19 protein-coding genes are annotated in these 26,436 nt (G+C 45.0%); 9 read left to right on the forward strand and 10 right to left on the reverse strand.

The genetic code is table 11. The features are described from left to right. Window positions 1-45 precede the first annotated feature (45 nt). Complete coding sequence (gene tesB / locus K5L93_RS13705; RefSeq protein ID WP_220720334.1) at window positions 46-906, forward strand: acyl-CoA thioesterase II; 861 nt, start codon at window positions 46-48, stop codon at window positions 904-906. Window positions 907-973: 67 nt separating this feature from the next. Here the strand turns inward: tesB and grcA are convergent, their stop codons facing one another. Beyond that, window positions 974-1,366 (reverse strand): autonomous glycyl radical cofactor GrcA, encoded by a 393-nt coding sequence (gene grcA, locus K5L93_RS13710; protein WP_425514907.1) that lies wholly within the window; start codon window positions 1,364-1,366, stop codon window positions 974-976. A gap of 415 nt (window positions 1,367-1,781) precedes the next feature. Here grcA and K5L93_RS13715 point away from each other — a divergent pair, with 415 nt between their 5' ends. Beyond that, window positions 1,782-2,339: a hemerythrin domain-containing protein gene (locus tag K5L93_RS13715; protein ID WP_220720335.1), complete on the forward strand. Its 558-nt coding sequence runs from the start codon at window positions 1,782-1,784 to the stop codon at window positions 2,337-2,339. 50 nt (window positions 2,340-2,389) lie between these two features. On the opposite strand, the gene K5L93_RS13720 is transcribed toward K5L93_RS13715, so the two are convergent. Beyond that, window positions 2,390-2,557 (reverse strand): DUF3545 family protein, encoded by a 168-nt coding sequence (locus K5L93_RS13720; RefSeq protein WP_163134835.1) that lies wholly within the window; start codon window positions 2,555-2,557, stop codon window positions 2,390-2,392. A gap of 307 nt (window positions 2,558-2,864) precedes the next feature. Between K5L93_RS13720 and K5L93_RS13725 the strand changes: the two genes are divergently transcribed. Further along, on the forward strand, window positions 2,865-4,274 hold the full coding sequence (locus tag K5L93_RS13725; RefSeq protein WP_220720336.1) for an alanine/glycine:cation symporter family protein: 1,410 nt from the start codon (window positions 2,865-2,867) through the stop codon (window positions 4,272-4,274). Between the two features lie 335 nt (window positions 4,275-4,609). Here the strand turns inward: K5L93_RS13725 and ruvX are convergent, their stop codons facing one another. From ruvX to rsmE, 4 genes are read right to left on the reverse strand one after another with little or no spacing between them, the layout of a single operon-like run. Then, a complete protein-coding gene (gene ruvX / locus K5L93_RS13730; protein WP_220720337.1) occupies window positions 4,610-5,038 on the reverse strand; it encodes a Holliday junction resolvase RuvX in 429 nt (142 codons plus the stop codon). Continuing rightward, the gene (locus K5L93_RS13735; protein WP_220720338.1) at window positions 5,038-5,601 is read right to left on the reverse strand and encodes a YqgE/AlgH family protein; all 564 of its coding nucleotides are present in this window, start codon (window positions 5,599-5,601) and stop codon (window positions 5,038-5,040) included. The genes ruvX and K5L93_RS13735 overlap by 1 nt, the downstream gene beginning before the upstream one ends. Window positions 5,602-5,628: 27 nt before the next feature. Next, on the reverse strand, window positions 5,629-6,585 hold the full coding sequence (gene gshB, locus K5L93_RS13740; protein ID WP_016400860.1) for a glutathione synthase: 957 nt from the start codon (window positions 6,583-6,585) through the stop codon (window positions 5,629-5,631). Continuing rightward, window positions 6,586-7,317 (reverse strand): 16S rRNA (uracil(1498)-N(3))-methyltransferase, encoded by a 732-nt coding sequence (gene rsmE, locus K5L93_RS13745; protein WP_220720339.1) that lies wholly within the window; start codon window positions 7,315-7,317, stop codon window positions 6,586-6,588. It lies immediately after the preceding gene. 164 nt (window positions 7,318-7,481) lie between these two features. On the opposite strand from rsmE, the gene K5L93_RS13750 reads away from it, so the two are divergent. Then, window positions 7,482-7,910 (forward strand): hypothetical protein, encoded by a 429-nt coding sequence (locus tag K5L93_RS13750; protein WP_220720340.1) that lies wholly within the window; start codon window positions 7,482-7,484, stop codon window positions 7,908-7,910. Here the strand turns inward: K5L93_RS13750 and K5L93_RS13755 are convergent. The 4 genes from K5L93_RS13755 to K5L93_RS13770 form a co-directional block, all read right to left on the reverse strand. Continuing rightward, the gene (locus K5L93_RS13755) at window positions 7,866-8,363 is read right to left on the reverse strand and encodes a SprT family zinc-dependent metalloprotease (protein WP_220720341.1); all 498 of its coding nucleotides are present in this window, start codon (window positions 8,361-8,363) and stop codon (window positions 7,866-7,868) included. The genes K5L93_RS13750 and K5L93_RS13755 overlap by 45 nt on opposite strands. A 91-nt stretch (window positions 8,364-8,454) precedes the next feature. Further along, window positions 8,455-9,606 (reverse strand): methionine adenosyltransferase, encoded by a 1,152-nt coding sequence (gene metK, locus K5L93_RS13760; RefSeq protein ID WP_220720342.1) that lies wholly within the window; start codon window positions 9,604-9,606, stop codon window positions 8,455-8,457. A 360-nt stretch (window positions 9,607-9,966) separates the two neighbouring features. Continuing rightward, complete coding sequence (locus tag K5L93_RS13765) at window positions 9,967-10,512, reverse strand: YbbN family protein (protein ID WP_220720343.1); 546 nt, start codon at window positions 10,510-10,512, stop codon at window positions 9,967-9,969. A gap of 352 nt (window positions 10,513-10,864) precedes the next feature. Then, window positions 10,865-12,136 carry a chloride channel protein gene (locus K5L93_RS13770; RefSeq protein ID WP_220720344.1) on the reverse strand — a complete coding sequence of 424 codons (1,272 nt, stop codon included), beginning with the start codon at window positions 12,134-12,136 and terminating at the stop codon, window positions 10,865-10,867. 206 nt (window positions 12,137-12,342) lie between these two features. Here K5L93_RS13770 and tkt point away from each other — a divergent pair, with 206 nt between their 5' ends. The 5 genes from tkt to K5L93_RS13795 all read left to right on the forward strand — a co-directional run bounded on the left by tkt (window position 12,343) and on the right by K5L93_RS13795 (window position 26,394). Then, a complete protein-coding gene (gene tkt, locus K5L93_RS13775) occupies window positions 12,343-14,337 on the forward strand; it encodes a transketolase (RefSeq protein ID WP_220720345.1) in 1,995 nt (664 codons plus the stop codon). Window positions 14,338-14,421: 84 nt separating this feature from the next. Continuing rightward, the gene (gene epd / locus K5L93_RS13780) at window positions 14,422-15,447 is read left to right on the forward strand and encodes an erythrose-4-phosphate dehydrogenase (RefSeq protein ID WP_220720346.1); all 1,026 of its coding nucleotides are present in this window, start codon (window positions 14,422-14,424) and stop codon (window positions 15,445-15,447) included. Between the two features lie 59 nt (window positions 15,448-15,506). Next, on the forward strand, window positions 15,507-16,670 hold the full coding sequence (locus tag K5L93_RS13785; RefSeq protein ID WP_220720347.1) for a phosphoglycerate kinase: 1,164 nt from the start codon (window positions 15,507-15,509) through the stop codon (window positions 16,668-16,670). 97 nt (window positions 16,671-16,767) lie between these two features. After that, window positions 16,768-17,844 carry a class II fructose-bisphosphate aldolase gene (gene fbaA / locus K5L93_RS13790; protein ID WP_220720348.1) on the forward strand — a complete coding sequence of 359 codons (1,077 nt, stop codon included), beginning with the start codon at window positions 16,768-16,770 and terminating at the stop codon, window positions 17,842-17,844. 432 nt (window positions 17,845-18,276) lie between these two features. Then, window positions 18,277-26,394 (forward strand): retention module-containing protein, encoded by an 8,118-nt coding sequence (locus K5L93_RS13795; RefSeq protein ID WP_220720349.1) that lies wholly within the window; start codon window positions 18,277-18,279, stop codon window positions 26,392-26,394. Window positions 26,395-26,436 lie beyond the last annotated feature (42 nt).

The raw sequence follows: 26,436 nt of genomic DNA on the forward strand, positions 1-26,436 counted from the left end.
TTCTCACGCATATTGCAAAGATTGCTAGAACAAAATACGAAAACTATGAGTAAAGTGTTAAAAGACTTGCTCGAGCTATTGAGCTTAGAGCGCATTGAAGAAGGCTTGTATCGTGGTCACAGCCAAGACTTAGGCTTCGGTGCCGTATTTGGCGGTCAAGTGATGGGACAAGCGCTATCGGCAGCCAAAGAAACTATTAGTGAGAAGCGTCAGGTGCACTCCTTCCACTCTTATTTTTTAAGGCCGGGCGATCCTAATCACCGCATCGTTTACGATATTGAAAGCATTCGCGATGGTCGCAGTATATCTACCCGCCGGGTTAAAGCGATTCAGTTTGGCAAGCCTATTTTTTATATGACAGCGTCTTTTCAAGAGCCGTCATCCGGCTTTGAACACCAAGATGAAATGCCTGAGGTAGCACCCCCTGAGGAGTTGCAATCTGAGCAAGAATACGCTTTTCAATTACGTGAAATGTTACCCGATGCGGTGCGTGACAAGTTTATTTGTGATAAGCCTTTAGAGATGCGTCCGGTAGAGTTTGTTAATCCTTTACAGCCTGAAAAGTTGCCGGCTAAACGTTGCGTTTGGTTTAAAGCTAATGGGCAAATGCCTGATGATGGGCGAATTCATCGTTATTTGTTGGCTTATGCATCTGATTTTAATTTTTTGCCCACTGCTTTGCAGCCACATGGCCGCTCTTTTATAGATCCAAAAATACAAACCGCAACCATTGATCATAGCATGTGGTTTCATCAAGACTTCCGTTTAGATGAATGGTTGTTATATGTGGTGGATAGCCCAGCAGCATCTAATGGCCGCGGTTTGGTAAGAGGCCAGTTTTTCACGCGAGACGGCAAGCTGGTGGCGTCTACTATTCAAGAAGGTTTAATTAGAGAGCGTAGTTAAATTTTCTAAAGCCTAGATAATAAAAAAGCATGCTTAGGCATGCTTTTTTCGTTTTAGTTACTGAGCCTTATAGTGATTCAGTAAACGTACGTGTAATTACGTCTTGTTGTTGCTCAGTAGTAAGAGAGTTGAAGCGAACAGCGTAACCAGAAACACGAATAGTAAGCTGCGGGTATTTCTCTGGGTGTTTAACTGCATCTTCTAACGTTTCGCGACGAAGAACGTTAACGTTTAGGTGTTGGCCACCTTCTTCGATTGGCTGAGCTTTCATTGGTACTTCGCGATATTCGATTTGACCTAGTTTATCGATAGCTACCACTTCATCTTCAGCGTATAGCTCGTCTTTTACACATAAACAGCGAGCCTGGTTTTGCTCGTTGTCTAATAGCCAAAAAGAACCTAATAGTGCATCGTTGTCTGCTTTAGTGATTTGAATACCGGTGGTCATAACATACCTCATTAGCTAAAAGTTGTAATTTTATTACATTATATAGCGATCCTTGAGCCACTTACGAATCATTATCGCCACTTGCTGTAACTATACTACAATTGACCTTAATCAAAAAAGGGTTTTTTTTGAATTTTATTGTTATCTTTGTTGATTGAAGTTAAGAGGGGGGGTGATTACTTGTGTTAGTGCCTTGGGCTGTGTTTGAATAAGAACTAAGCGTTTATCATCGATGTGTTATGCAAACATTTGTTTTTTATGGCTTAGTGGTTAATAAACCGTGCTGGTACGCTTTTGGGAGTATTTATCTTAAAAAGTGTGAACTGAGCGAAAAGCAAATCTGTCTAATAAACGATCTAGCGCAATAATAGTATAACGAAGAGTCCTTTATACTGATTTGAAAGTGCTGTTTAGCCAAGGAGAAGCAATGTTACAAAGTCTTCAAGAAGATCATCAAAATATCGCTAAGTTGCTAAAGGTGTTAGAGCAGAAGTTGGCTCATATTCGCAATGAAAAAGCGGTTAAATATAAGTTAATCGCCCACATTATTAGCTATATGCAAGAATACGCAGACCGTTATCACCACCCCAAAGAAGATCTTATTTATGATTACTACGTAAAGTATCGTGTAGTAGAGGATGATTTATCTGACCAACTGAAGAAGCAACATCAAAACCTCTTGGCCATGACCGATGAGTTGAGCGATATCTTAGATATCATCTTGCTTGACGCAGTGGTACCACTGGATCAATTTAGTGACAAGTTAGAAGCGTTTATTAATGCTCAGTGGGAACACCTTAATTATGAAGAGGATGTTGTTTTCCCTGCCTTAAAACGCCACCTTACTGCGGATGATTGGCGAGCAATTGAGCAAAGCTGGCAGCACGGTAATTACGAAGATCCCTTATTTGGCCACCGTGTTCATGAGCAATATAAAGCCTTGTCAGAGCGAATTAAGCTTTCTGAGCCTCAAGAGGAAGAGTAACGAGTATAATTTCAGCAAATAAAAAACCCGGCTAAAGCCGGGTTTTTTGTTTAGTATTCGTACTCTGATTGAAGATCAAAACTGTGGTCGATTGACTGCAGTTCTTTTTGTAAACGAATCTTATCTTTAATTGCCTCAATCTCTCGCCATTTACGTTTCTTATTTGAACCGCGAGAAGATTTGCTGGTTTCAACAGTATCCAAGTCTAGCCTATCCATGGTTATCTCCTTGTATGTTGTTGCAATTTAATAAGTACCATACGAGCACAAAAAGTAAAATACTAATGTTGCAAAATAGTTACAGCGGCTCACTTTTTTAGGCTTTTTTTGCGAGATTTTCTAAGCTTTATCTGTAGTTGCTATTTGTCGTCATGGATTTTTATACCGTTAATTTATATCTGTGTGAGTTTTTATCTTGTTTTTGTTATATATCAAAGCATAGTCGCGTGCAGTTACTTAAAATCCGCGTCCATTCAAACCTAGCTTAGGTTTTTAACCAACATTAAACGTAAGGTGAATCTGAACCATGAATGAGATTGTGAACTGGTTAAACGATGTGCTGTGGGGCAACTTGCTCATCTACTTGTTGTTGGGTACGGGTGTGTTGTTCACCGTAAGAACCAAATTTATTCAATTTCGCCATTTTGGCCACATGTTTTCGGTAATGAAGTCTAGCCGTAAATGTGATGCTAGTGGTATCTCCTCATTTCAAGCCTTATGTACTAGTCTTGCGGCGCGGGTAGGTACCGGTAACTTAGCCGGTGTGGCTGTTGCGGTAACCTTAGGTGGGCCTGGTGCGGTATTTTGGATGTGGCTAATTGCCCTGTTGGGTATGGCAACTAGCTTTGCTGAAAGCAGCTTAGCTCAGCTTTATAAAGTAAAAGACAGCGATGGTAATTTTCGCGGTGGCCCGTCTTATTACATGGAACAAGGCTTAGGCAAGCGTTGGATGGGCGTGGTATTTGCCATCTGTCTAATCATTGCATTTGGCTTGGTGTTTAACGCCGTACAAGCTAACTCTATCGCTTCTGCTTTACATGAGGCATTTGGCTTTGAGAAATACCTAGTGGGCTTAGTTCTGGTGATAGCAGCGGCGCTGATTATTTTTGGCGGTATTCGCAGCATCGCTCGCTTTGCCGAGTTGGTGGTGCCAGTGATGGCCCTAGCTTATGTGGTAGTGGCTTTGCTGGTTGTATTGGCGAATATTCAACAAATGCCAGAGGTGTTCGGCCTTATTTTCCGCTCAGCTTTTGGTTTTGAGGAGGCTGGTGCTGGTGCTTTAGGCGCGGCTATGATGAACGGTATTAAGCGTGGCTTATTCTCCAATGAAGCCGGTATGGGTAGTGCGCCTAACGCAGCGGCTACTGCAACGCCTTATCCGCCGCATCCTGCTTCCCAAGGCTATGTGCAAATGCTTGGGGTATTTATCGACACTGTGGTGATTTGTACTGCCACTGCAGCGATTATTTTGCTTAGCCATAACGAGCAACTTACCGGCGATGGTATTGCGCTAACTCAGCAAGCTTTAAGTGGTCAAGTGGGTGAATGGGGAAGCTACTTTGTCGGTATTGCGATTATTTTCTTCGCGTTCACATCGATAGTGGGTAACTACTCGTATGCAGAAACTAACTTAATCTTCTTAGAACATAACCATAAAGCCGGTTTGTGGATCTTCCGCTTATTGGTGCTAGCAATGGTAATGGTAGGCGCAGTGGTCAAAATAGACATTATTTGGAATTTAGCCGATGTATCTATGGGTTTTATGGCGTTAGTTAACCTTGTGGCGATTTTAATGCTTTCTGGTGTGGTGGTGAAACTAGCCACTGATTACAATCGTCAATTAGACGCCGGCAAAGTGCCAAGTTTCAACAGCGACGAGTACCCAGAATTGAAACAGCAAATCGATAAAGACATTTGGTCTGGCTCAAGTAAATAGAAGGCTTAGTTCTTCAAACAAAAAAGCCTCGATAATATCGAGGCTTTTTATTAACTAATTTAGGTGAGCAACTAGGGGCTGTTGATCTTTGGTGTTGAAATTTTGTTCGAGATAAGCGGGCTTTAATCGCGGCGAGCACTTAGAAGCCTAGTGGGCTAAGCAAGAAGTGCTTAACAAAGAGTAAAGTTCGCTTATCCGAACCCTTCGGGTAGCATTTCTTAGCTATTTATTCAGCGTTAGCGAGTGATGATTAAGCCCACTTAACTGCACACTCACTGCCTTGCCTAAATGGCTAATAAATTGCTGCAAAAACCATCAGCCAAGATCAACAGACCCTAGTATTGCTCGGCGCACCAGCTTTCAAAAATTAATGCAGCGGCTAGGCTATCTACAGCGCCTTTTTCTAAGGCTTTGTAACCGCCTAACTCAAATAACTTTTCTTTGGCGTCTACCGTGGTCAAGCGTTCATCTTGCATCGCTATTGGGTAGCCAAAACGGCCATGTAGACGGTTAGCGAACTTTTTAGCTCGGTTGGTGAGATCTTGCTCGGTGCCGTCCATGTTAAGCGGCAAACCTATTACCAGTAGATCGGGCTGCCATAGTTTGAGCAGTTCTTCTAAAGTTTGCCAATTGGGAATGCCATCTTGAGCTTTGATGGCGGCTAATGGCTGAGCTGAGCCCGTTAACTCTTGACCGATGGCGACACCAATGCTTTTGGTTCCAAAGTCAAAAGCAAGAGCAGAGCGCTCTCCAGATCTAGCCATTAAGCATGGCCCACTTGGTTAGATAATTGCCAGATATCAATGCCTAAGCTTTTAGCGGCGGCTTCCCAACGTTTGTGAATCGGGGTTGAGAAAATAATCTCGGTACTGGCCGGTAAGGTTAGCCAAGAGTTTTCGGCAATTTCTTGCTCCAACTGTCCCGCTTCCCAGCTGGCATAACCTAAGGTGACGATGTAGTCGCTGGGCTGAGAATCAGTGCCTAAGGTATCGAGCACATCTTTAGATGTGGTGACCATTAGTTCATCACTTACTTTTAAGCTGCTACTAAAGCCTTTTACCGGTGAATGCAGCACAAAACCTCGCTCTTGAGACACTGGACCGCCTTGATAAACCGGGCGGTCCAAATCTTCACGGATCATTTCTACTTGGTCTTGCAGCTCTATTTGTTGCAGCAGAGATTCTACCGACAAGTCTACCGGTACATTAATCACCAAGCCCATTGCGCCTTCTTCATTGTGTTCACACATATAGACCACCGAACGTTTAAAGAAGGGGTCTTCTAGGCTCGGCATGGCGATTAAAAATTGATTCTGCAAAGTATTCATTGCGTCCAAATTAACCCTTTTAACTACTTAGGTTGATGATTTAAGTCTAGCTTCTATTGCATCCATTAACTTACCGGTAATGGAAATATCGTAGGCTGCTTCAATTTCTTTGATGCAGGTAGGGCTGGTGACGTTTATTTCAGTCACTTTATCGCCAATTACATCTAAGCCTACAAATACTAAGCCTTTTTCTTTAAGAGCCGGGCCGATGGCATTAGCGATGTGCCAGTCACTGTCTGATAGTGGTTGAGCAACACCTCGACCACCTGCTGCCAGGTTGCCACGGGTTTCGCCTTTCGATGGAATGCGCGCTAAGCAATAGGGCATAGGCTCACCATCTACAATCAAAATGCGTTTATCGCCATCTACAATCTCTGGGATAAACTTCTGCGCCATGCAGTACTCTTGACCATGATTAGTGAGTGTTTCGAGTATCACGCCAACATTTGGGTCGCCTTCTTTTAGGCGAAAGATAGATGCTCCACCCATGCCATCTAGCGGCTTCATGATGACGTCTTTATGCTGCTGGTGGAAAGCTTTTAAGCGCGGCATATCGCTGCTAACTAGGGTGGTTGGGGTAAACTCGGCAAACCAAGCAGTAAACAATTTCTCGTTAGCGTCGCGTAAGCTTTGCGGCTTGTTAATGATTAAGCTGCCCTCAGCTTCAGCGCGTTCTAAGATATAAGTGGCGTAGATAAACTCGGTATCAAAGGGTGGATCTTTACGCATTAAAATGACATCTAGCTCACTTAAACTTTGATCCACTTCACTGCCTAATTCATACCAAGATTGTTCGTCGTGTTGTACGGCTAATGGGCGCATATTAGCTGCAGCTCTGCCGCCATCTAAATAGAGATCTTGCATCTCCATATAGTAAATCTCGTAGCCGCGTGATTGAGCTTCCAGCAACATGGCGAAACTAGAATCTTTTTTGATGTTAATGTCGGCGATGGGATCCATCACGATACCAAGTTTAATGCTCATTTATGCTAAGTCTCCAAATTGACATTGCAAAGCGGTAATAGCCGTAAGGGCTGCGGTTTCGGTTCGCAGTACCCGCGGCCCTAAAATTGTCTCTTGAAACTGATGCTGATTGCAGTTTTCAATTTCTTGCTCGCTTAAGCCACCTTCTGGCCCAATAAGCAGCCTTACTCCGTGTTCAGGAGTTGGCAAGGTCTTAATGCTATATGGGGCCTTTGGGTGTAAATTCAACTTCATGGCAGCAGACTCTTCGCTGGCCCATTGCTCTAGGCTTTGTAGTGGTGCTATTTCTGGCACAACACTGCGCCCCGACTGCTCACAAGCAGCAATAGCAATTTTTTGCCATTGTTGGCGTTTTTTCTCAAAGCGTTCTTGGTTGAGCTTGACCCCACAACGCTCACTGGTAAGTGGGGTGATTTTATTGACTCCCAGCTCCACGGATTTTTGAATGGTAAATTCCATTCTGTCACCTCGAGAAATCACTTGGCCTAGATGGATATGCAGAGGAGATTCGCTAGGGTTAGCGGTAACTGCGGTAATTTTCACCGACACATGCTTTTTACTGGCGTTTTCTATCTGAGCAGCGTAGTTATTGCCATCGTTATTAAACAGCTCAAGTTGCTGGCCTGCTTCCATGCGCAGTACCCGCCCAACGTGATTGGCTGCTTCATCATCAAGCTCTGTGACCATGTTTAGCGAGAGTGGCTGAGAGTGGAAAATTCGTGGTATGCGCATGGTTAAAAATAGGCCCTTTGGGTAGTTTTAATGGTTAAGGATTTGACTATTAAAGGATAAACCTATTGCTTACTTATGCCTAGTAATCCATTAGTACTTAGAATATTTCTATATTGATTTATTCGTTATTTATTGTAGTCTGTGCCTTTTTCAAGGGACTGAATATGAAAGTAATAAAACTTGGGTTGGCTTTTTCTATGATGGGGCTTTTAGGTTGTGCTGCGACCAATCAAAAAGTGGAAGAAATAGCGTTGAACTATCAACCAAATCCTCCTTCGGTCGTTACCGAAACTACTAAACAGTTACTCGTTGAGCGTTGCAATAAAAGAGTGAGTTCTGTGAGTTATTTAAAAACCCATTGTTATGTTTTGGGTGATGTATTGGTTATTGAGCACCGTCTGCGCGACAAGCGCAGGGAATGGACTGCAAATTCTATTTCTGACTCTCAGCTTCAATTAGCCAACAACGTTTGTAATTCTTATGTGGAGTTTGGCGCTCTACAAGATGGTATGGGCTACATGGTTAACTTTACTGGTGGAAGAAATGGTTTACCTACCAGAGTTATCACTATTGATGATTGTGCAAAGTCTTAATTGTTGCTTACACCTCTTGCACTGATAACTCGCTCCTCTTTGTACATTATTGTGGCGTCGAATACTTAGTTGATGGGTTTGGCAAGCGCAGTAATATTCAACGCTAGGGAGCTGCAAGTATTCTATTGAGTAACTATGAGTAGTAGTAGCAGGGCAGTTAAAAACCTGCTGCATTATCTGTTGCCATTCTACTCCATGCGGTTTTACTCTGCCATAAACAGCATGGCAGACCAGATGAGCCACTTCGTGCGGGACGGTTTGTGCTAAAAAGTGTTCTGGTTGCTGTTGATAAAAATGGGCGTTAAAACGCAAGCGCCATTGGCTTAAATTGGCACTGCCCGCCACTTTACTTTTTCGCGATGACAGCACAAGCTCGGGGCGCTGAAAGCTTTGTTTAAAATAGCTTTCAGCCAGCCTAAAGCACTGCTCTACTTGTTGAGTTAATTGCTGCACGAATTGAGTTCTTAGATTTAGCCAATAAAAAAGCCGAAAGGATAATCGACGATTATACGCTTTCGGCTTAATTTAACGAGTGGGCTAAAGCTTATAAGCCAGCTTCACTCTTGAGTAGTTCTGCTTTATCGGTTGCTTCCCAAGGGAATTCTTCACGACCAAAGTGGCCGTAAGCAGCGGTAGCTTTATAGATTGGACGCTCCAAATCTAGCATGCTTAAAATACCGTAAGGGCGAAGGTCAAAGTGCTTACGCACTAAAGCGACTAATTTGTCATCGGCAATTTTGCCAGTGCCAAAGGTATCAATGCTGATTGAAGTCGGCTCAGCTACACCAATTGCATACGATACTTGAATCTCGCAGCGGTTGGCTAAACCTGCGGCAACAATATTTTTAGCTACATAGCGGCCAGCGTATGCGGCACTGCGGTCAACTTTGGAAGGATCTTTACCAGAGAATGCACCGCCACCATGACGTGCCATGCCGCCGTAGGTATCTACAATAATTTTACGACCGGTTAAGCCACAATCACCCATTGGCCCACCAATTACAAAGCGGCCAGTAGGGTTAATATGGAACTGGGTCTTATCGTTAAGCCACTGCGCAGGTAGTACTGGCTTAATGATTTCTTCCATTACGGCTTCGCGTAAGTCAGCAGTAGAAATGCTGTCACAGTGCTGAGTAGACAAAACTACCGCGTCGATGCCAGTGATAATGCCGTTTTCGTAAGCAAAGGTAACTTGTGATTTAGCATCTGGGCGTAACCAGTCCAGAGTACCATTTTTACGTACTTCAGCTTGACGCTTAACCAGCAAGTGAGAGTAAGTAATTGGTGCAGGCATTAATACGTCGGTTTCGTTGGTGGCATAACCAAACATTAAACCTTGGTCACCAGCGCCTTGATCTTCTGGGCGTGAGCGGTCTACACCTTGGTTAATGTCTGGGCTTTGTTTGCCCACAACGTTAAGCACTGCGCAAGAGTCAGCATCAAAACCCATATCTGAGTGGGTGTAGCCAATGTCACGTACTGTTGAGCGAGCAAGTTCTTCGATATCAACCCAGGCAGAGGTATTGATTTCGCCGCCTACCATTACCATGCCGGTTTTTACGTAGGTTTCACAGGCTACACGTGCCTTTGGGTCTTGCTCTAAGATTGCGTCCAATACTGCATCGGAGATTTGATCTGCAATTTTGTCTGGATGCCCTTCAGACACTGATTCTGAAGTAAATAAATGAGTAGCCATGTTTATATCTCGTAAATGGAATTATATACGTATGGATGTTTTACCATCTGGACGTCTATTCTAAGTGAGGGGTAAAAGATTTGCTAGCGCTTATTAATGAAAATAATTCACATTGGCAGATTAGTTTTATTGAATTTGCCCATTAGTACGCAGGCTTTCAGCTGTAAGATCTTAGCAAAAACTATTTTGTTGCTAATCGCCTAGCTTTCTTTAGGGGCTGGTGGTAAATCAGAACGGCAGATACAGAGCACTGCATAGAAAAGACTATAGATGGTGGTTGTTAGAGCTTAGCTTGAACTATAAATCACTTAGCCGCTTCTAAAGCGGCTAAGTGTACAATTTTGAGTGCAAGTTGCGTTGTTAGGGTTTGCTCAGCTCGTGCTTGATCCAGTTGCTCATGTTTTGCCTGGTTTCGAGTCCGGTTTTGCGAGCGATTTCTTCGTCACCACGCACAATCACTACGACCGGCAAAGTAGAAACTTGATACTTGCTACGAGCGGTTCTGTCTTCACTCAAGTTAATTAGCTCAATTTTTTTGTCATTCTGCTGGTTATAAAGCAGCACCAAATCGGCTTGAATTTTACTTTGGTCATTTCGGTCATGCACAAAAGAGACTAAGCGAATTGGAGGACGAGGGCTACGGGTTAAATCTAGGCACTGGCCGCCATCATCGTATTCTTTACATGACCAAACAAAGTCGTGGTACTTGAGAGTTTGCGAATAGAAGTATTGGCCAGCATCGAACTTTTTGATGCTAGGTATGTGCTTGGTGGTTTCACCATGTTCATCGCTGAAGCTTTTAATTACTCTACTATTAGCTTGGAAGGTGGTGGTGTCGGTATCTACGGCAGCAAAAACTTGACCTGAAAACCAAGCCATTATTAACAGTACAACTGGGCGGCGCATAAAAAAATCCCTATAAAATACAAAGCCACTATTAATATCCGTGTCATTCTAGAACACTTAAGCCTGCAAGCCTATCGTATTTTTCTGTGATACCGTTCTCATTTTCATTTCGCCTAGTTTTTCCGGTGAATAGCTCCTTTTTTGTCTTATTTGACAGGTATTATCGGCTCATTTTTGCTGGTTAGGATTTTGCTATCTGTAGTGCTTGGACTGGGCTATTAGTTTCACACATTTGTTGGGAGAGCGCTGCTCCGTTTATCTAGCAAGCGAGTTGTTTTGTTAATAGATAATACGAGGGTATTTGTATTTAAGCTTGTCTCTTTGTCGTCTCCGCTATTGCTGGCTCTTACATTTAACTTTGCTGCAACTGTTCACTATCTAGCGTTTTGTTTTCTTCCTTAACTAGAACGGGGCTATTGATTAAGCGGATTTGAGCATTGAGTAGTTGCTGTTCAATTAAACTGGGTGAGCGGAAGATATATTTGGCAATGGCACTGGCGCACAAACACGCCACTATGGCTGGTATAACAATTTCAACCTGCATGGTTTGTTCGGTAATTAGCAAAAACGCTGCCCAGGGGGTGCGAAATACTGCGCCAAACATGGCACCCATACCTACTATCACTAGCATTAAGTCTGCACTATCAGGAATAAGCTCTCCAATAATGCTACCTAAAATACCGCCAATTACCAACATGGGGCCTAAACTGCCACCGGGTAGGGCAAAGGCTAAAGCTACAGTGGTTAAGACGATCCTAGCTAATAACCAGAGGTGCTGTTGGCCAAGGTCTAACTCCCAATAAAGTAAACCGTTTGGCGTAATAGGTTCTAAACCTAACCATTGAGGGTTTAGTAGTCCTGCTATGGCTGTCACACTAGCAGCAATAGTTACCGCATAGTTGCGGTTAAGTTTGGGCATGGCGCGAATAAGCTTAACCAGCAAAGTAGCAAATACACCACACAACATGCCGAGTAAGGCAAACTGCGCTAAACCATGCCATTCAAAAGACTGTGGAGGCAGGTTAATTGTTAACATGCTTCCACCATGTAATTGCGATATAACGCTTGCTGTTGCTGCCACCACGGCAATGGTGGCGATAGAGCGCCAATTAAATCGGCGCATGACTAACTCATAAGCTATCACTGTACCGGCCAACGGGGCATTAAATAAAGCCGCTACTGCCGCGGCGGTGCCACATGCAACACTTAAGCGTACTTGACCTTCGGTTAAGCGCGCGGAGTAAGACAAATTACTGGCAACAACCGCACTTAGATAACAGGCTGGGCCTACTATTCCCACAGCATAGCCACCCCACGTTAACAGCAGGCCTACCGCAAACTGATATATCAGGTTACCCCAGTGTAGCTGCCCCTCATCAAAGTGATATGCCTTCACCACAAAAATTAAACCCACTTGTTTGTAACGACTAAATAAGCGCTCAAACAACAGAATACAAATAGCTGCAATAAAGGGCAGTGAATAAGCTGGTAAGGGCGAATCAAGAAACTGATTAGGGTTGAGGTGGGCGAGATCACTAAACAATAATGCTAAGCCACTGGAGAACAAACCTATGAACAGGTAAACAAAAAAACTGCGGCTGCGAAAAGCAAAGTTGTTCGCCATTTTTTGTTTAACGTCCTTGTTTGGTTCTTATATCAAGACTTTATCACGAAGATTCAAACTGTAAATATGCGATTGCTTAAGCATTCAGCAGAAAAAATGCATAAAACTGGAGATTCTTTTTAGATAAATATTGAGTAACACCGTTGACTTTGTGACAATACGCGCCTCTCGATACCCAATAGCCCTAATATTTGCAGGAGAAATTCATGTCTTCTCGTCGTCAATACGCCAACGCTATTCGTGCTTTAAGCATGGACGCAGTTCAGCAAGCTAACTCTGGTCACCCAGGTGCACCAATGGGAATGGCAGACATTGCTGAAGTTCTATGGCGCGACTTTTTGAAACACAACCCAACTGACCCAAACTGGGCAGACCGTGACCGCTTTATTCTATCTAACGGCCATGGCTCAATGTTGCTGTATTCTCTACTGCACCTATCTGGGTATCAGCTACCTATTGAAGAGCTTAAAAACTTCCGTCAGCTGCATTCTAAAACGCCTGGTCACCCAGAGTACGGTTATGCACCTGGCGTAGAAACCACCACTGGCCCATTAGGCCAAGGTATTACCAACGCAGTTGGTATGGCGTTAGCCGAGAAAATCTTAGCGGCTCAATTTAACCGCGATGGCTTCCCAGTTGTTGATCACTACACTTACACCTTCCTTGGTGACGGTTGTTTGATGGAAGGTATCTCGCACGAAGCATGTTCTTTGGCGGGTACTCAAGGCCTAGGCAAACTTATCGCATTTTGGGATGACAACGGCATCTCGATTGATGGTGAAGTTGAAGGTTGGTTTACCGATGACACAGTTAAGCGTTTTGAATCCTACGGTTGGCATGTAATTGGTGGCGTAGATGGTCACGACAGTGAAGCGATTAGCGCTGCAATTAAAGCGGCTCAAGCTGAAACGACTCGCCCAACCATGATTTGTTGTAAAACCGTGATTGGTTTTGGTTCGCCAAACAAATCTGGTAGCCACGATTGTCACGGTGCTCCACTAGGCGCTGAAGAAATCGCTGCTGCCCGCGAATTCTTAAACTGGCCACACGCTGCGTTTGATATTCCACAAGATGTTTACCAAGCGTGGGATGCCAAAGCTAATGGTGAGAAAGCGCAATCTGAGTGGAATCAGTTATTTGCCGGTTATGAAGCTGCTCACCCAGCATTGGCTGCTGAATTTAAGCGTCGTGTTGATGGTCAACTACCTGCCGACTGGAAAGAGTTTGCCGATAACTACATTAGCGAGTTGCAAGAAAGCCAAGCTAAAATTGCTACCCGCCAATCTTCACAAAAAACACTAGAAGCCTTTGGTCCTAAATTGCCAGAGCTACTAGGTGGTAGTGCTGACTTAGCACCATCTAACCTTACTATGTGGTCTGGCTCTGAAGCTGTTACTGCTGAAGATGCTTCAGGCAACTACATGCACTACGGTGTGCGTGAGTTTGGTATGTCGGCCATTATGAACGGCATTACCTTGCATGGCGGCCTAAAAGCTTACGGTGCAACCTTCTTAATGTTTATGGAATACGCGCGTAACGCTTTGCGTATGGCTGCATTAATGAAGCAACCCGCTATTTTTGTATACACGCACGATTCAATTGGTTTGGGTGAAGATGGCCCAACTCACCAAGCGGTAGAGCAAACTGCAAGCTTACGTTTAACGCCAAACATGAGCACCTGGCGTCCATGTGACTCTGTTGAGTCTGCAGTGGCTTGGCGTCATGCGGTAGAACGCAGCGACGGCCCAACGTCATTAATTTTCTCTCGCCAAGGTCTGGCGCCGCAAGCGCGTGATGCTCAGCAGTTAGCTGACGTAGCACGTGGTGGTTACGTACTTAAAGACAGTGCGGGTACACCAGAGTTAATCTTAATTGCGACCGGTTCTGAAGTTGAACTAGCGGTTGCGGCATACGAAGAGTTGACTGCTGCTGGTAAAGCAGTACGAGTAGTGTCTATGCCAGCTACCGATGTATTTGATGCGCAATCTGCTGAATACCGTGAATCGGTATTACCTAATGCTGTTCGCAAACGTATTGCAGTAGAAGCCGGTATCGCTGACTTCTGGTACAAGTATGTTGGCTTCGACGGTAAAGTACTAGGTATGACTACCTTTGGTGAATCTGCCCCTGCTGGTGAACTATTCAAGCTATTTGGCTTCACTAAAGAAAACTTAGTGAGCATGGCTAACGAACTACTATAAGCACGAGCTTGGTGTAAGTTCAGAAAAAATAGAACCCTCTGCTAAGAGGGTTCTTTGTTTCAGCGTTATCAAAAGGCGATACGTATGCCTAAGCAAGCTATTAGAGTAGCCATTAATGGGTTCGGTCGAATAGGCCGTAGTGTTGTTCGAGCTCTTTTTGAATCTCATCGTCAGCATCAAATTAAAATTGTTGCGATTAATGAGCTAGCGAGCTCAGAAGCGATAGCCCATTTACTTAAGTATGACTCTACCCATGGTACTTTTGCCGAGGATGTACTATTGCAAGGTGAAAGCTTATCGGTGGAAGGTCAAGTGATACAGTTGCTGCATCAAAGCGATCCGAGGGCGCTACCTTGGCAAGATTTGGGGATAGACATTGTAATGGAGTGCACTGGCCGTTTTAGCTCGGTTGCCGATGCGCAAATGCATATTGACGCAGGGGCTAAAAAAGTTTTGTTTTCTCATCCTGCCGATCCTTGCGTAGATCAAACAGTAGTCTATGGTGTAAATGAGCAGCTATTAAGTTCAGCCGATAAAGTGGTGTCAAATGGCTCTTGTACGACCAATTGCATTGTGCCAGTGATACAGGTCTTAGATGAAGCCTTTGGGGTTGAATGTGGTACTATTACTACAATTCATTCAGCAATGAATGACCAACAAGTGATTGATGCCTATCACACAGACTTGCGCAGAACACGCGCTGCAGGGCAATCAATAATACCGGTTGATACTAAGCTGGCTAAAGGTGTAGAGCGGATTTTGCCTAAATTTGCAGGCAAATTTGAAGCAATAGCAGTAAGGGTGCCAACCCAGAACGTTACGGCGATGGACTTAAGTGTAACATTGTGTAAAAAAGTTACAGTTTCTGATATAAATCAAGCCATCCAAGCAGCAACTTGCGGTAAATTAAGCGGCATCTTGAGCTATACCGAAGAACCGTTGGTGTCTATCGATTTTAATCACGATAGTCATTCAAGCATTATTGATGGTTCTCAAACACGAGTCAGTGGCGAACATTTAGTGAAAGTGTTGGCCTGGTGTGACAACGAATGGGGCTTCGCCAATCGCATGTTAGACACCGCGGAATTAATGAGTAACACGGAATTGTAGGTTTAGCCAAGCTGGCTAAACTGTAAGTTTAATTTTTAAAAAACTATAGAGGACAGATAATGTCAATTATCAAAATGACCGACTTAGATCTTGCAGGCAAACGTATTTTTATTCGTGCTGATCTAAACGTTCCAGTTAAAGACGGTAAAGTAACTTCAGATGCACGTATTCTAGCATCATTACCAACAATTAAATTGTGTCTAGAAGCTGGCGCAAAAGTAATGGTTACTTCTCACCTTGGCCGTCCAACTGAAGGCGAGTACAACGAAGAGTTCTCACTTGCTCCTGTAGTTAACTACTTAAACGATGCCTTAGACTGTGAGGTTAAATTAGCTAAAGATTACCTAAACGGTCTAGAGCTGAACGCGGGTGAACTAGTGGTTCTTGAAAATGTTCGCTTCAACAAAGGCGAAAAGAAAAACGAAGAAGAGCTATCTAAAAAATACGCAGCACTGTGTGACATCTTCGTTATGGACGCTTTTGGTACAGCTCACCGCGCTCAAGCGTCTACCCACGGTGTAGGTACTAATGCTCCTGTAGCATGTGCTGGCCCGCTGTTAGCCGCTGAGTTAGAAGCATTAGGTAAAGCTATGGACAACCCAGAGCGTCCACTAGTAGCCATTGTGGGCGGTTCTAAAGTTTCTACTAAACTAACCGTACTTGAGTCTCTATCTAAAATTGCTGACCAACTAGTAGTAGGTGGTGGTATTGCCAACACCTTTATTGCTGCAGATGGTCACAATGTAGGTAAGTCTTTGTATGAAGCTGATCTAGTAGACACTGCTAAAAAGCTAATGAAAGAGTGTGCTATTCCAGTTGCTACTGATGTTGCTTGTGCTAAAGCATTTGATGAAAACGCTGAAGCGGAAATCAAGTCGGTATCTGAAGTACAAGACGACGACATGATCTTCGATTTAGGCCCAGACTCTACAGCAGCTTTAGCTGAAATTATTGGTAATGCTAAAACAATCCTTTGGAATGGCCCTGTTGGCGTATTCGAATTTAAAAACTTCGAAGCAGGTACTGCGGGTATTTCTAAGGCAATCGCTGAATCTGCAGGCTTCTCTGTAGCCGGTGGTGGTGATACACTAGCGGCCATCGATAAGTTTGGCATTAAAGACCAAGTTTCTTACATCTCTACTGGCGGCGGTGCTTTCTTAGAGTTTGTAGAAGGTAAAGTATTGCCTGCGGTAGCTATGCTAGAAGAGCGTGCGAAAGGCTAATCACTTATTCGGGAGCTTTGCTCCCGTTTTCTGTATTAGAATACTCTTTGCAGAAAGTAAGAATTTTTAATCAATAAGACTAAATGGAACCATTGCTATGTCTAAGATCTTTGACGCAGTTAAGCCAGGTGTAATCTCTGGTGATGACGTACAGAAAGTTTTCGAAATTGCTAAAGAAAACAAATTCGCTTTGCCAGCTGTTAACGTTGTTAACACTGACTCAATCAACGCTGTTCTAGAAGCTGCTGCTAAAGTTAAGTCTCCAGTTGTAGTTCAGTTCTCTAATGGCGGTGCAGCTTTCTTTGCTGGTAAAGGCGTTAAGCTTGAAGGTCAAGGTGCTCAAATCCTTGGTGCTGTTGCTGGTGCAAAATACGTACACGCTGTTGCTGAAACTTACGGTGTTCCAGTTATTCTGCACACTGACCACGCAGCTAAAAAATTGCTTCCTTGGATCGACGGTCTATTAGACGCAGGTGAAGAGTTCTTCGCTCAAACTGGTAAGCCTCTTTTCTCTTCTCACATGCTAGATCTTTCAGAAGAAACGCTAGAAGAGAACATCGAAACTTGTGCTAAGTACTTAGAGCGCATGGCTAAAATGAACATGACAATCGAGATTGAACTTGGTTGTACTGGTGGTGAAGAAGACGGCGTAGACAACTCTGATATGGACGCGTCTGAGCTTTATACTTCTCCAGAAGACGTAGCTTACGCTTACGAGAAACTAATGGCAGTTAGCCCACGTTTCACTATCGCTGCTTCTTTTGGTAACGTACACGGCGTATACCAAGCGGGTAACGTTGTATTAACTCCTACCATTCTTCGCGATTCACAAGCGTACTGTGCTGAGAAATTTGGTATTGCACCAAACGCACTTAACTTTGTATTCCATGGTGGTTCAGGTTCTTCAGAAGCTGAAATTCAAGAGTCAATTGGTTACGGTGTTATTAAAATGAACATCGATACCGATACTCAGTGGGCTACTTGGAATGGTATCCGTGAATATGAAGCGGCTAACCGTGAATACTTACAAGGTCAGATCGGTAACCCTAAAGGTGCTGATCAGCCTAACAAGAAATACTACGATCCACGTGTTTGGTTACGTGCTGGTCAATCAAGTATGGTTACTCGCCTAGAAAAAGCTTTTGCTGACCTAAATGCAGTAGACGTACTGTAATTAGTCATCAAGACTGTATTAGTTAAGGCTCACTTCGGTGGGCCTTAATTGTTTTTGTTCGTTGAGTAAATGCTTTTAAACTAATTAATAATCTAACGTTTTTCTTTTTTGTAAACCTTTCTATACATTTTTTCTAAATCTCATTTCTCTATTTTTCAACAACTCCGAGCATTTCATTTTTCTCGCTTTTAGTTCATGATTGTTTTACTTTAGCTTCATAAGGTAATGAATTTGCTATGTTTATTTTCATCTTAATTGGAAAATGATGATGTGATTCAAGTGCTTATCGTGCTTGTTAGCGCTAGATTAGAAAAATTCATTCGTTAAATTTAACGCTATTGGCTAAAATTTATACTCTAAGCCTAACGAATTGGCGTGAGTCGCGGGCTGCGGACAGCAAGCGTACTAGAAAAGATTGAAAGGAATAATCAAATGGAACAGAGCATTGCAACTTCAAGTGCAACGATTGTATCTATTCAAGGGCAAGCCTTTGCCGTAGATGCCCAAGGCAATATTAGATCCCTACAGCCAGGAGATAATATCGCTCCCGGCGAACTGATTATTACCTCACAAGGTGCGCAACTTGGTTTTTATTATAGTGATGACCAATACGTGATGGGGGACAACAGCGCCACTCAATTACCAGAATTTGATCCAAGCCAAACACTTTCGCAGTTGAATGCGGTCAATGATCTTGACGTAGAGGCATTACAACAAGCTATTTTGGAAGGAGCCGACCCTACCGAGTTATTTGAAGCAACCGCTGCTGGTGGTACTCCTGCTAGTGAAGGTATTGCTGGCGGTAATGGTGGATTTGTTACGATTGACCGTATAGGTGAAGAGACTATTGCTCAAGCTGGTTTTGATACTCAAACTCCAGCCCCTAGCTCTGAATTTGCGATCACAGATAACGATGCTGTAGAGCCTTCAGTCGCGAGTGGCGTATCAAATGAACCTTCGTCTCCAGCGCCTAGTCCTGACCAAGCGCCAACTATCAGTTTAACTGCACAAGCTATAACCGAAGGTGCCGTTGACACCAATACTGTTGTGGCTACATTTAGCTCTAGCGACCCCGATGGTGATGTAATCACCCATAGTTTAATTAACGATCCTCAGGGCTTTTTAATCATTGATGGAAACGAGATTAAGCTTACAGAGGCGGGAGTTACAGCAGTAAATGATGATCAGCTAAACCTAACCTCTTTAAATATTACGATACAAGCTGAAGCAAATGGTTTGACAGCAACCGATAGTGCCGACCTAAGCATTGCTCGCACTGACGATGGAGTCACTCCTCCGGTTGACCAAGGCCCAAGCATAAGCGTGAGCGCAGAAGCGCTGACCGAAGAGTCGGTATCGACCGATACGGTGGTGGCTAACTTCAGCTCAAGTGACCCAGAAGGTGATGTACAGACTTACGCCTTACTGAACAATGACGATGGCTATTTGGTGCTTGATGGCAATCAAGTCAAACTGAGCGATGCCGGAGTGGCTGCGGTTAACAACGATACACTCAATCTATCTGAGCTTGAAGTGAGTGTCGAAGTGACCGCCAATGGCAAAACCGCCAGCGACAGCGATACTGCCAGTATCACCCGAGTGGACGAAGGCCCAAGCATAAGCGTGAGCGCAGAAGCGCTGACCGAAGAGTCGGTATCGACCGATACGGTGGTGGCTAACTTCAGCTCAAATGACCCAGAAGGTGACGCCCAGACCTACGCCTTGCTCAACAATGGCGATGGCTATTTGGTGCTTGATGGCAACCAAGTCAAACTGAGCGACGCCGGAGTGGCTGCGGTTAACAACGATACACTCAATCTATCTGAGCTTGAAGTGAGTGTCGAAGTGACCGCCAATGGCAAAACTGCTTCTGCCAACGATACGGCAGATGTTATTCGGGTGAACGATGCGCCTACCACTAGCAATGTGGTTTTAGAGCCTGTGGCAGAAGATGCAGTGGGTGGCCGAGTGATCACCGAAGCCGAGCTTCTAGCCAACGCTGGAGATATCGATAATGAGCTAGCGGATTTATCGGTGAGCAACCTAAGCCTAATTGGTAATGGCACGCTCACCAACAATAACGATGGCACTTGGACCTATACGCCAGCTGAGAACGATGACGGCAGCGTCAGCTTTAGTTACGAGATCAGCGATGGTGAGGCCACCATCAGCAGCGGGACTGCCGACCTAGACATCACCCCCGTGAACGATGCGCCTACCACTAGCAATGTGGTTTTAGAGCCTGTGGCGGAAGATGCAGTGGGTGGCCGAGTGATCACCGAAGCCGAGCTTCTAGCCAACGCTGGAGATATCGATAATGAGCTAGCGGATTTATCGGTGAGCAACCTAAGCCTAATTGGTAACGGCACGCTCACCAACAATAACGATGGCACTTGGACCTACACCCCTGCTAAAGACGATGACGGTAGCGTCAGCTTTAGTTACGAGATCAGCGATGGTGAGGCCACCATCAGCAGCGGGACTGCCGACCTAGACATTACCCCCGTGAACGATGCGCCTACCACTAGCAATGTGGTTTTAGAGCCTGTGGCGGAAGATGCAGTGGGTGGCCGAGTGATCACCGAAGCCGAGCTTCTAGGCAACGCTGGAGATATCGATAATGAGCTAGCGGATCTATCGGTGAGCAAGCTCAGCCTAATTGGTAACGGCACGCTCACCAACAATAACGATGGCACTTGGACCTACACCCCTGCTAAAGACGATGACGGTAGCGTCAGCTTTAGTTACGAGATCAGCGATGGTGAGGCCACCATCAGCAGCGGGACTGCCGACCTAGACATTACCCCCGTGAACGATGAGCCTACCACCAGTAATGTGGTTTTAGACCCAGTGGCAGAAGATGCAGTGGGTGGTCGAGTGATCACCGAAGCCGAGCTTTTGGCTAATGCCGGTGATATTGATAATGAGCTAGCGGATTTATCGGTGAGCAAGCTCAGCCTTAATGGTAATGGCACGCTCACCAACAACAACGATGGCACTTGGACCTATACGCCAGCTGAGAACGATGACGGCAGCGTCAGTTTTAGTTACGAGATCAGCGATGGTGAGGCCACTATCAGCACAGGCACTGCCGACCTAGACATTACCCCCGTGAACGACGCACCTACCACCAGTAATGTGGTTTTAGAGCCTGTGACAGAAGATGCAGTGGGTGGTCGAGTGATCACCGAAGCCGAGCTTCTAGGCAACGCTGGAGATATCGATAATGAGCTAGCGGATTTATCGGTGAGCAAGCTCAGCCTTAATGGTAACGGCACGCTCACCAACAATAACGATGGCACTTGGACCTATACGCCAGCTGAGAACGATGACGGCAGTGTGAGCTTTAGCTACGACATTAGCGATGGTGAAGCGACCATCAGCACAGGTACTGCCGACTTAGACATTACCCCCGTGAACGATGCACCTACCACTAGCAATGTGGTTTTAGAGCCTGTGGCAGAAGATGCAGTAGGTGGTCGAGTGATCACCGAAGCCGAGCTTCTAGCCAACGCTGGAGATATCGATAATGACCTAGCGGATTTATCGGTGAGCAACCTAAGCCTAATTGGTAACGGCACGCTCACCAACAATAACGATGGCACTTGGACCTATACGCCAGCTGAGAACGATGACGGCAGTGTGAGCTTTAGCTACGACATTAGCGATGGTGAAGCGACCATCAGCACAGGTACTGCCGACTTAGACATTACCCCCGTGAACGATGCACCTACCACTAGCAATGTGGTTTTAGAGCCTGTGGCAGAAGATGCAGTAGGTGGTCGAGTGATCACCGAAGCCGAGCTTCTAGCCAACGCTGGAGATATCGATAATGACCTAGCGGATTTATCGGTGAGCAACCTAAGCCTAATTGGTAACGGCACGCTCACCAACAATAACGATGGCACTTGGACCTATACGCCAGCTGAGAACGATGACGGCAGTGTGAGCTTTAGCTACGACATTAGCGATGGTGAAGCGACCATCAGCACAGGTACTGCCGACTTAGACATTACCCCCGTGAACGATGCACCTACCACTAGCAATGTGGTTTTAGAGCCTGTGGCAGAAGATGCAGTAGGTGGTCGAGTGATCACCGAAGCCGAGCTTCTAGCCAACGCTGGAGATATCGATAATGACCTAGCGGATTTATCGGTGAGCAACCTAAGCCTAATTGGTAACGGCACGCTCACCAACAATAACGATGGCACTTGGACCTATACGCCAGCTGAGAACGATGACGGCAGTGTGAGCTTTAGCTACGACATTAGCGATGGTGAAGCGACCATCAGCACAGGTACTGCCGACTTAGACATTACCCCCGTGAACGATGCACCTACCACTAGCAATGTGGTTTTAGAGCCTGTGGCAGAAGATGCAGTAGGTGGTCGAGTGATCACCGAAGCCGAGCTTCTAGCCAACGCTGGAGATATCGATAATGAGCTAGCGGATTTATCGGTGAGCAACCTAAGCCTAATTGGTAATGGCACGCTCACCAACAATAACGATGGCACTTGGACCTATACGCCAGCTGAGAACGATGACGGCAGCGTCAGCTTTAGTTACGAGATCAGCGATGGTGAGGCCACCATCAGCAGCGGGACTGCCGACCTAGACATCACCCCCGTGAACGATGCGCCTACCACTAGCAATGTGGTTTTAGAGCCTGTGGCGGAAGATGCAGTGGGTGGCCGAGTGATCACCGAAGCCGAGCTTCTAGCCAACGCTGGAGATATCGATAATGAGCTAGCGGATTTATCGGTGAGCAACCTAAGCCTAATTGGTAACGGCACGCTCACCAACAATAACGATGGCACTTGGACCTACACCCCTGCTAAAGACGATGACGGTAGCGTCAGCTTTAGTTACGAGATCAGCGATGGTGAGGCCACCATCAGCAGCGGGACTGCCGACCTAGACATTACCCCCGTGAACGATGCGCCTACCACTAGCAATGTGGTTTTAGAGCCTGTGGCGGAAGATGCAGTGGGTGGCCGAGTGATCACCGAAGCCGAGCTTCTAGGCAACGCTGGAGATATCGATAATGAGCTAGCGGATCTATCGGTGAGCAAGCTCAGCCTAATTGGTAACGGCACGCTCACCAACAATAACGATGGCACTTGGACCTACACCCCTGCTAAAGACGATGACGGTAGCGTCAGCTTTAGTTACGAGATCAGCGATGGTGAGGCCACCATCAGCAGCGGGACTGCCGACCTAGACATTACCCCCGTGAACGATGCGCCTACCACTAGCAATGTGGTTTTAGAGCCTGTGGCGGAAGATGCAGTGGGTGGCCGAGTGATCACCGAAGCCGAGCTTCTAGGCAACGCTGGAGATATCGATAATGAGCTAGCGGATCTATCGGTGAGCAAGCTCAGCCTAATTGGTAACGGCACGCTCACCAACAATAACGATGGCACTTGGACCTACACCCCTGCTAAAGACGATGACGGTAGCGTCAGCTTTAGTTACGAGATCAGCGATGGTGAGGCCACCATCAGCACCGGGACTGCCGACTTAGACATCATCCCTGTGAACGATGCCCCAGACGCACAAGATGATGACTTCGCTAACATTGCATCATCAGAGACAGTTTTGCTTGACCTTGTTGCTAATGATAGCGACTTGGAAGGCGATGCAATCAGCGTTAAATCAATTCACGGTACAGATCTGACTCCTGGTGTCGCTCAAAGTATCTCAGTACCAAATGGGGTGGTTAATGTTAGTGCTGCTGGAGTTATTAGCTATACGGCGAGTGCAAATAGTAGTGGCTTAGTCGAGTTTTCATACGTATTACAAGATGAGCATGGCGCAGAAAGCAGCGCTAATGTAACTGGCAACGTGGTCAGTTTAGTAGATGATGGTGCTCAAGTTGCTGAATCGGGTTTAGCTACGGGTTCTGATCCTAGTTCTGCAAGCAGCTTAGCCACAGGTAATTTATTAGCAAATGATGATGGCTTAGTTGATGGTTTGGAATTGAGCTCTGTTGTTTATCAAGGAGTTCCCCATACTGCTGACGCGAATGGTGTGATTTTAATCGATACTAATCAAGGTCAGTTAAGTGTTTATACCCAAGATTATAATGGCTTTAGCAAAGGCGATTATGAGTATCAGCTCGAAAGCGCCAGTTTGGCTGGAGATGTTGTCAGTGAAAGCTTCAACTACGTCATTGCCAATCCTGCATCAGGCTTTGTGACTCAAGCAACTCTAGATGTAAACATCGTGGATGACGCACCGGTAGGTAATGATGTATCGCATAGTTTGGAGTCAAGCCCCTTACTAGTAACTACTAACCTTGTACTGGTGTTGGATACCTCTGCAAGTATGACCAATGGTGAGCACGGCGATGGTTTAAACTACCTTGAGATAGCCGTTGATGCCTTGTCTAATTTAATTGAGCAAGCTGATGCGGTTGGTAATGTAAACGTGCAAATTATTGGCTTTTCTGATTCGGTCATAAGTAGTGGCTGGATCGGTGATGATGTTGAAGATGCTCTAACTTACTTACAAAATTTAAGTTCTGGTGGCGGTACGCATTACGATGCAGCGCTTAACGAAGTTATTGCAACTAGTACCAGTGCACAGCAACCTGATGCCGATAATACACTGTTGTATTTTATTTCTGATGGTGAGCCAAACTTTGGCTATGGGATTGATGAAACTGTTGAATACAATGGCTTAAATGGTTTAACGGCTTGGGATGAGTTTATACGCGATAATATTGATACCAGCTACGGGATTGGTATTGGTCAAGCTGATCTAGAAATTCTTAGAGATATTGCTTCAGAATCTGCTACTGATGAGTTTGCTTTTATTGTTGATGATCCAAATGATTTATCGGTAACAATAGTAGAGAGTTACCTAGAGGCTGAAGTTGATGCATCGCTCGGTTTACTTCATACCGCTTCTACGGATGGATTTATGGTGGGTGCTGATGATGGTTACGTAAGCTCTATCAAAGTAGACAACGTAACATATACCTATGATCCTAACGTCGTTCCCGAACAAGAGAAAAACTTAAGTGTTACTACTGCATTAGGCGGAGTACTGCTGCTTAACTTTGTTACTGGTGCGTATTCTTATGAGCTTGATGTGGGCGGTGATGGATGGGGCAAACAAGAGAAATTTGAAGTAAGTGTTACTGATTATGATGGTGATAGCAGCTCTATTAACATTGAAATAAACACTGTATTTGAAGCAGTGGTTGATGCTAACCGAGATGTGATCATTACTAACCAAGATGGTAGCAGCACCATAAGCGTGCCAAGTCTGGCACTACTTTGGAACGATACTGGGGACGATATCAGTTTTGATGGAGTAGGCACTGCCGTTGGTGGCTCGGTAAGTGGTAGTGATGAAATTTTGTTTGATTCTGATGATGGAGTCGGCTTAGGTATTCACGATAGCAACTTTGAAACCGAAGAGTTATCGATTATCGCAACTGCTGAAGATGTAAGCTTTGTTGATTTTAATGGCCACGATGCAGTGGACTTAAGTGACCGTTCTCTATTTAGCTTAAATGACGGGAATATTCCTCAAATTGTATCGGGAGGCTATTCATTCACCTACCAAAGTGAGTTGGTAAATGATAACGCTCCAGTGACTAATGCCGATGAAGATTGGATTAAAGTTACTTTAGCCAAAGGTGAAGTGCTGTGGGCAAATATGGCCACTATTTCTGGTCAAGAAAGAGTCAAAGTAGATGCTTTCATTTATGATGCAGAGGGGAATCTTTTAGTCACTGATAACGGTACTACCAAATTCCAAGAAGATTGGCAGGGACCTAGAGGTAGCTTTACTGCAACCGAAGAAGGTGAATATTACATACAAATCGTTGCCGATGATGACACCGATAGCGGTTTTTACCAGATGCACCTAACCATTGATGCCAGCAGTGCTGTTTATCAAAAATCAGCGCTTACCGATACCCAAGAGGAATTTGAATACAGCATCATAGGTGATGGTGGTGCCTTAGATACTACCACTGCAGAGCTTATTGGTGTTCAAGGTAGCTCAATTGATGGTGGCGAGGGTGATGAAGTACTTGTAGGCAATGAGGCGGCTAATGCTATCGATGGTGATGCCGGAGATGACGCCTTAGTTGGTTATGCGGGTGACGACCAGCTTGATGGTGGTGTTGGAGAAGACTTGCTGATAGGTGGCCAAGGTAATGATATTCTTACCGGTGGCGACGACAGTGACATGTTTGCTTGGTTAGATGGTGATGATCAAGGTAGCAGCAATGACACAATTACCGACTTCACGCTAAAGGATGATAGTGATCCAGATAATTCGCCTGACGTGCTTGATTTAAGTGATTTGCTGCAAGGTGAAACAGAGGCAAGCTTAGAATCTTATTTGTCTTTTGAAACCGTCAATAATGGCGGTAATGTTGAGACGATTATCTCAATCGATAAAGACGGCGCCAGCAATGGTGAAAGTGTTCATCAAACTATTACCCTTAAAGATGTAGACTTCTCAGGCATGAGCGATAGTGAAATTTTGAGCCAATTAATTGAAGATCAACAGCTTAATGTAGATAACTAGCCGCTTAAGGTTTGGGAAATTGTAGATTCAAGAGTAAGCTAA

It is taken from the genome of Agarivorans litoreus, assembly GCF_019649015.1.
Taxonomy (GTDB): domain Bacteria; phylum Pseudomonadota; class Gammaproteobacteria; order Enterobacterales; family Celerinatantimonadaceae; genus Agarivorans; species Agarivorans litoreus.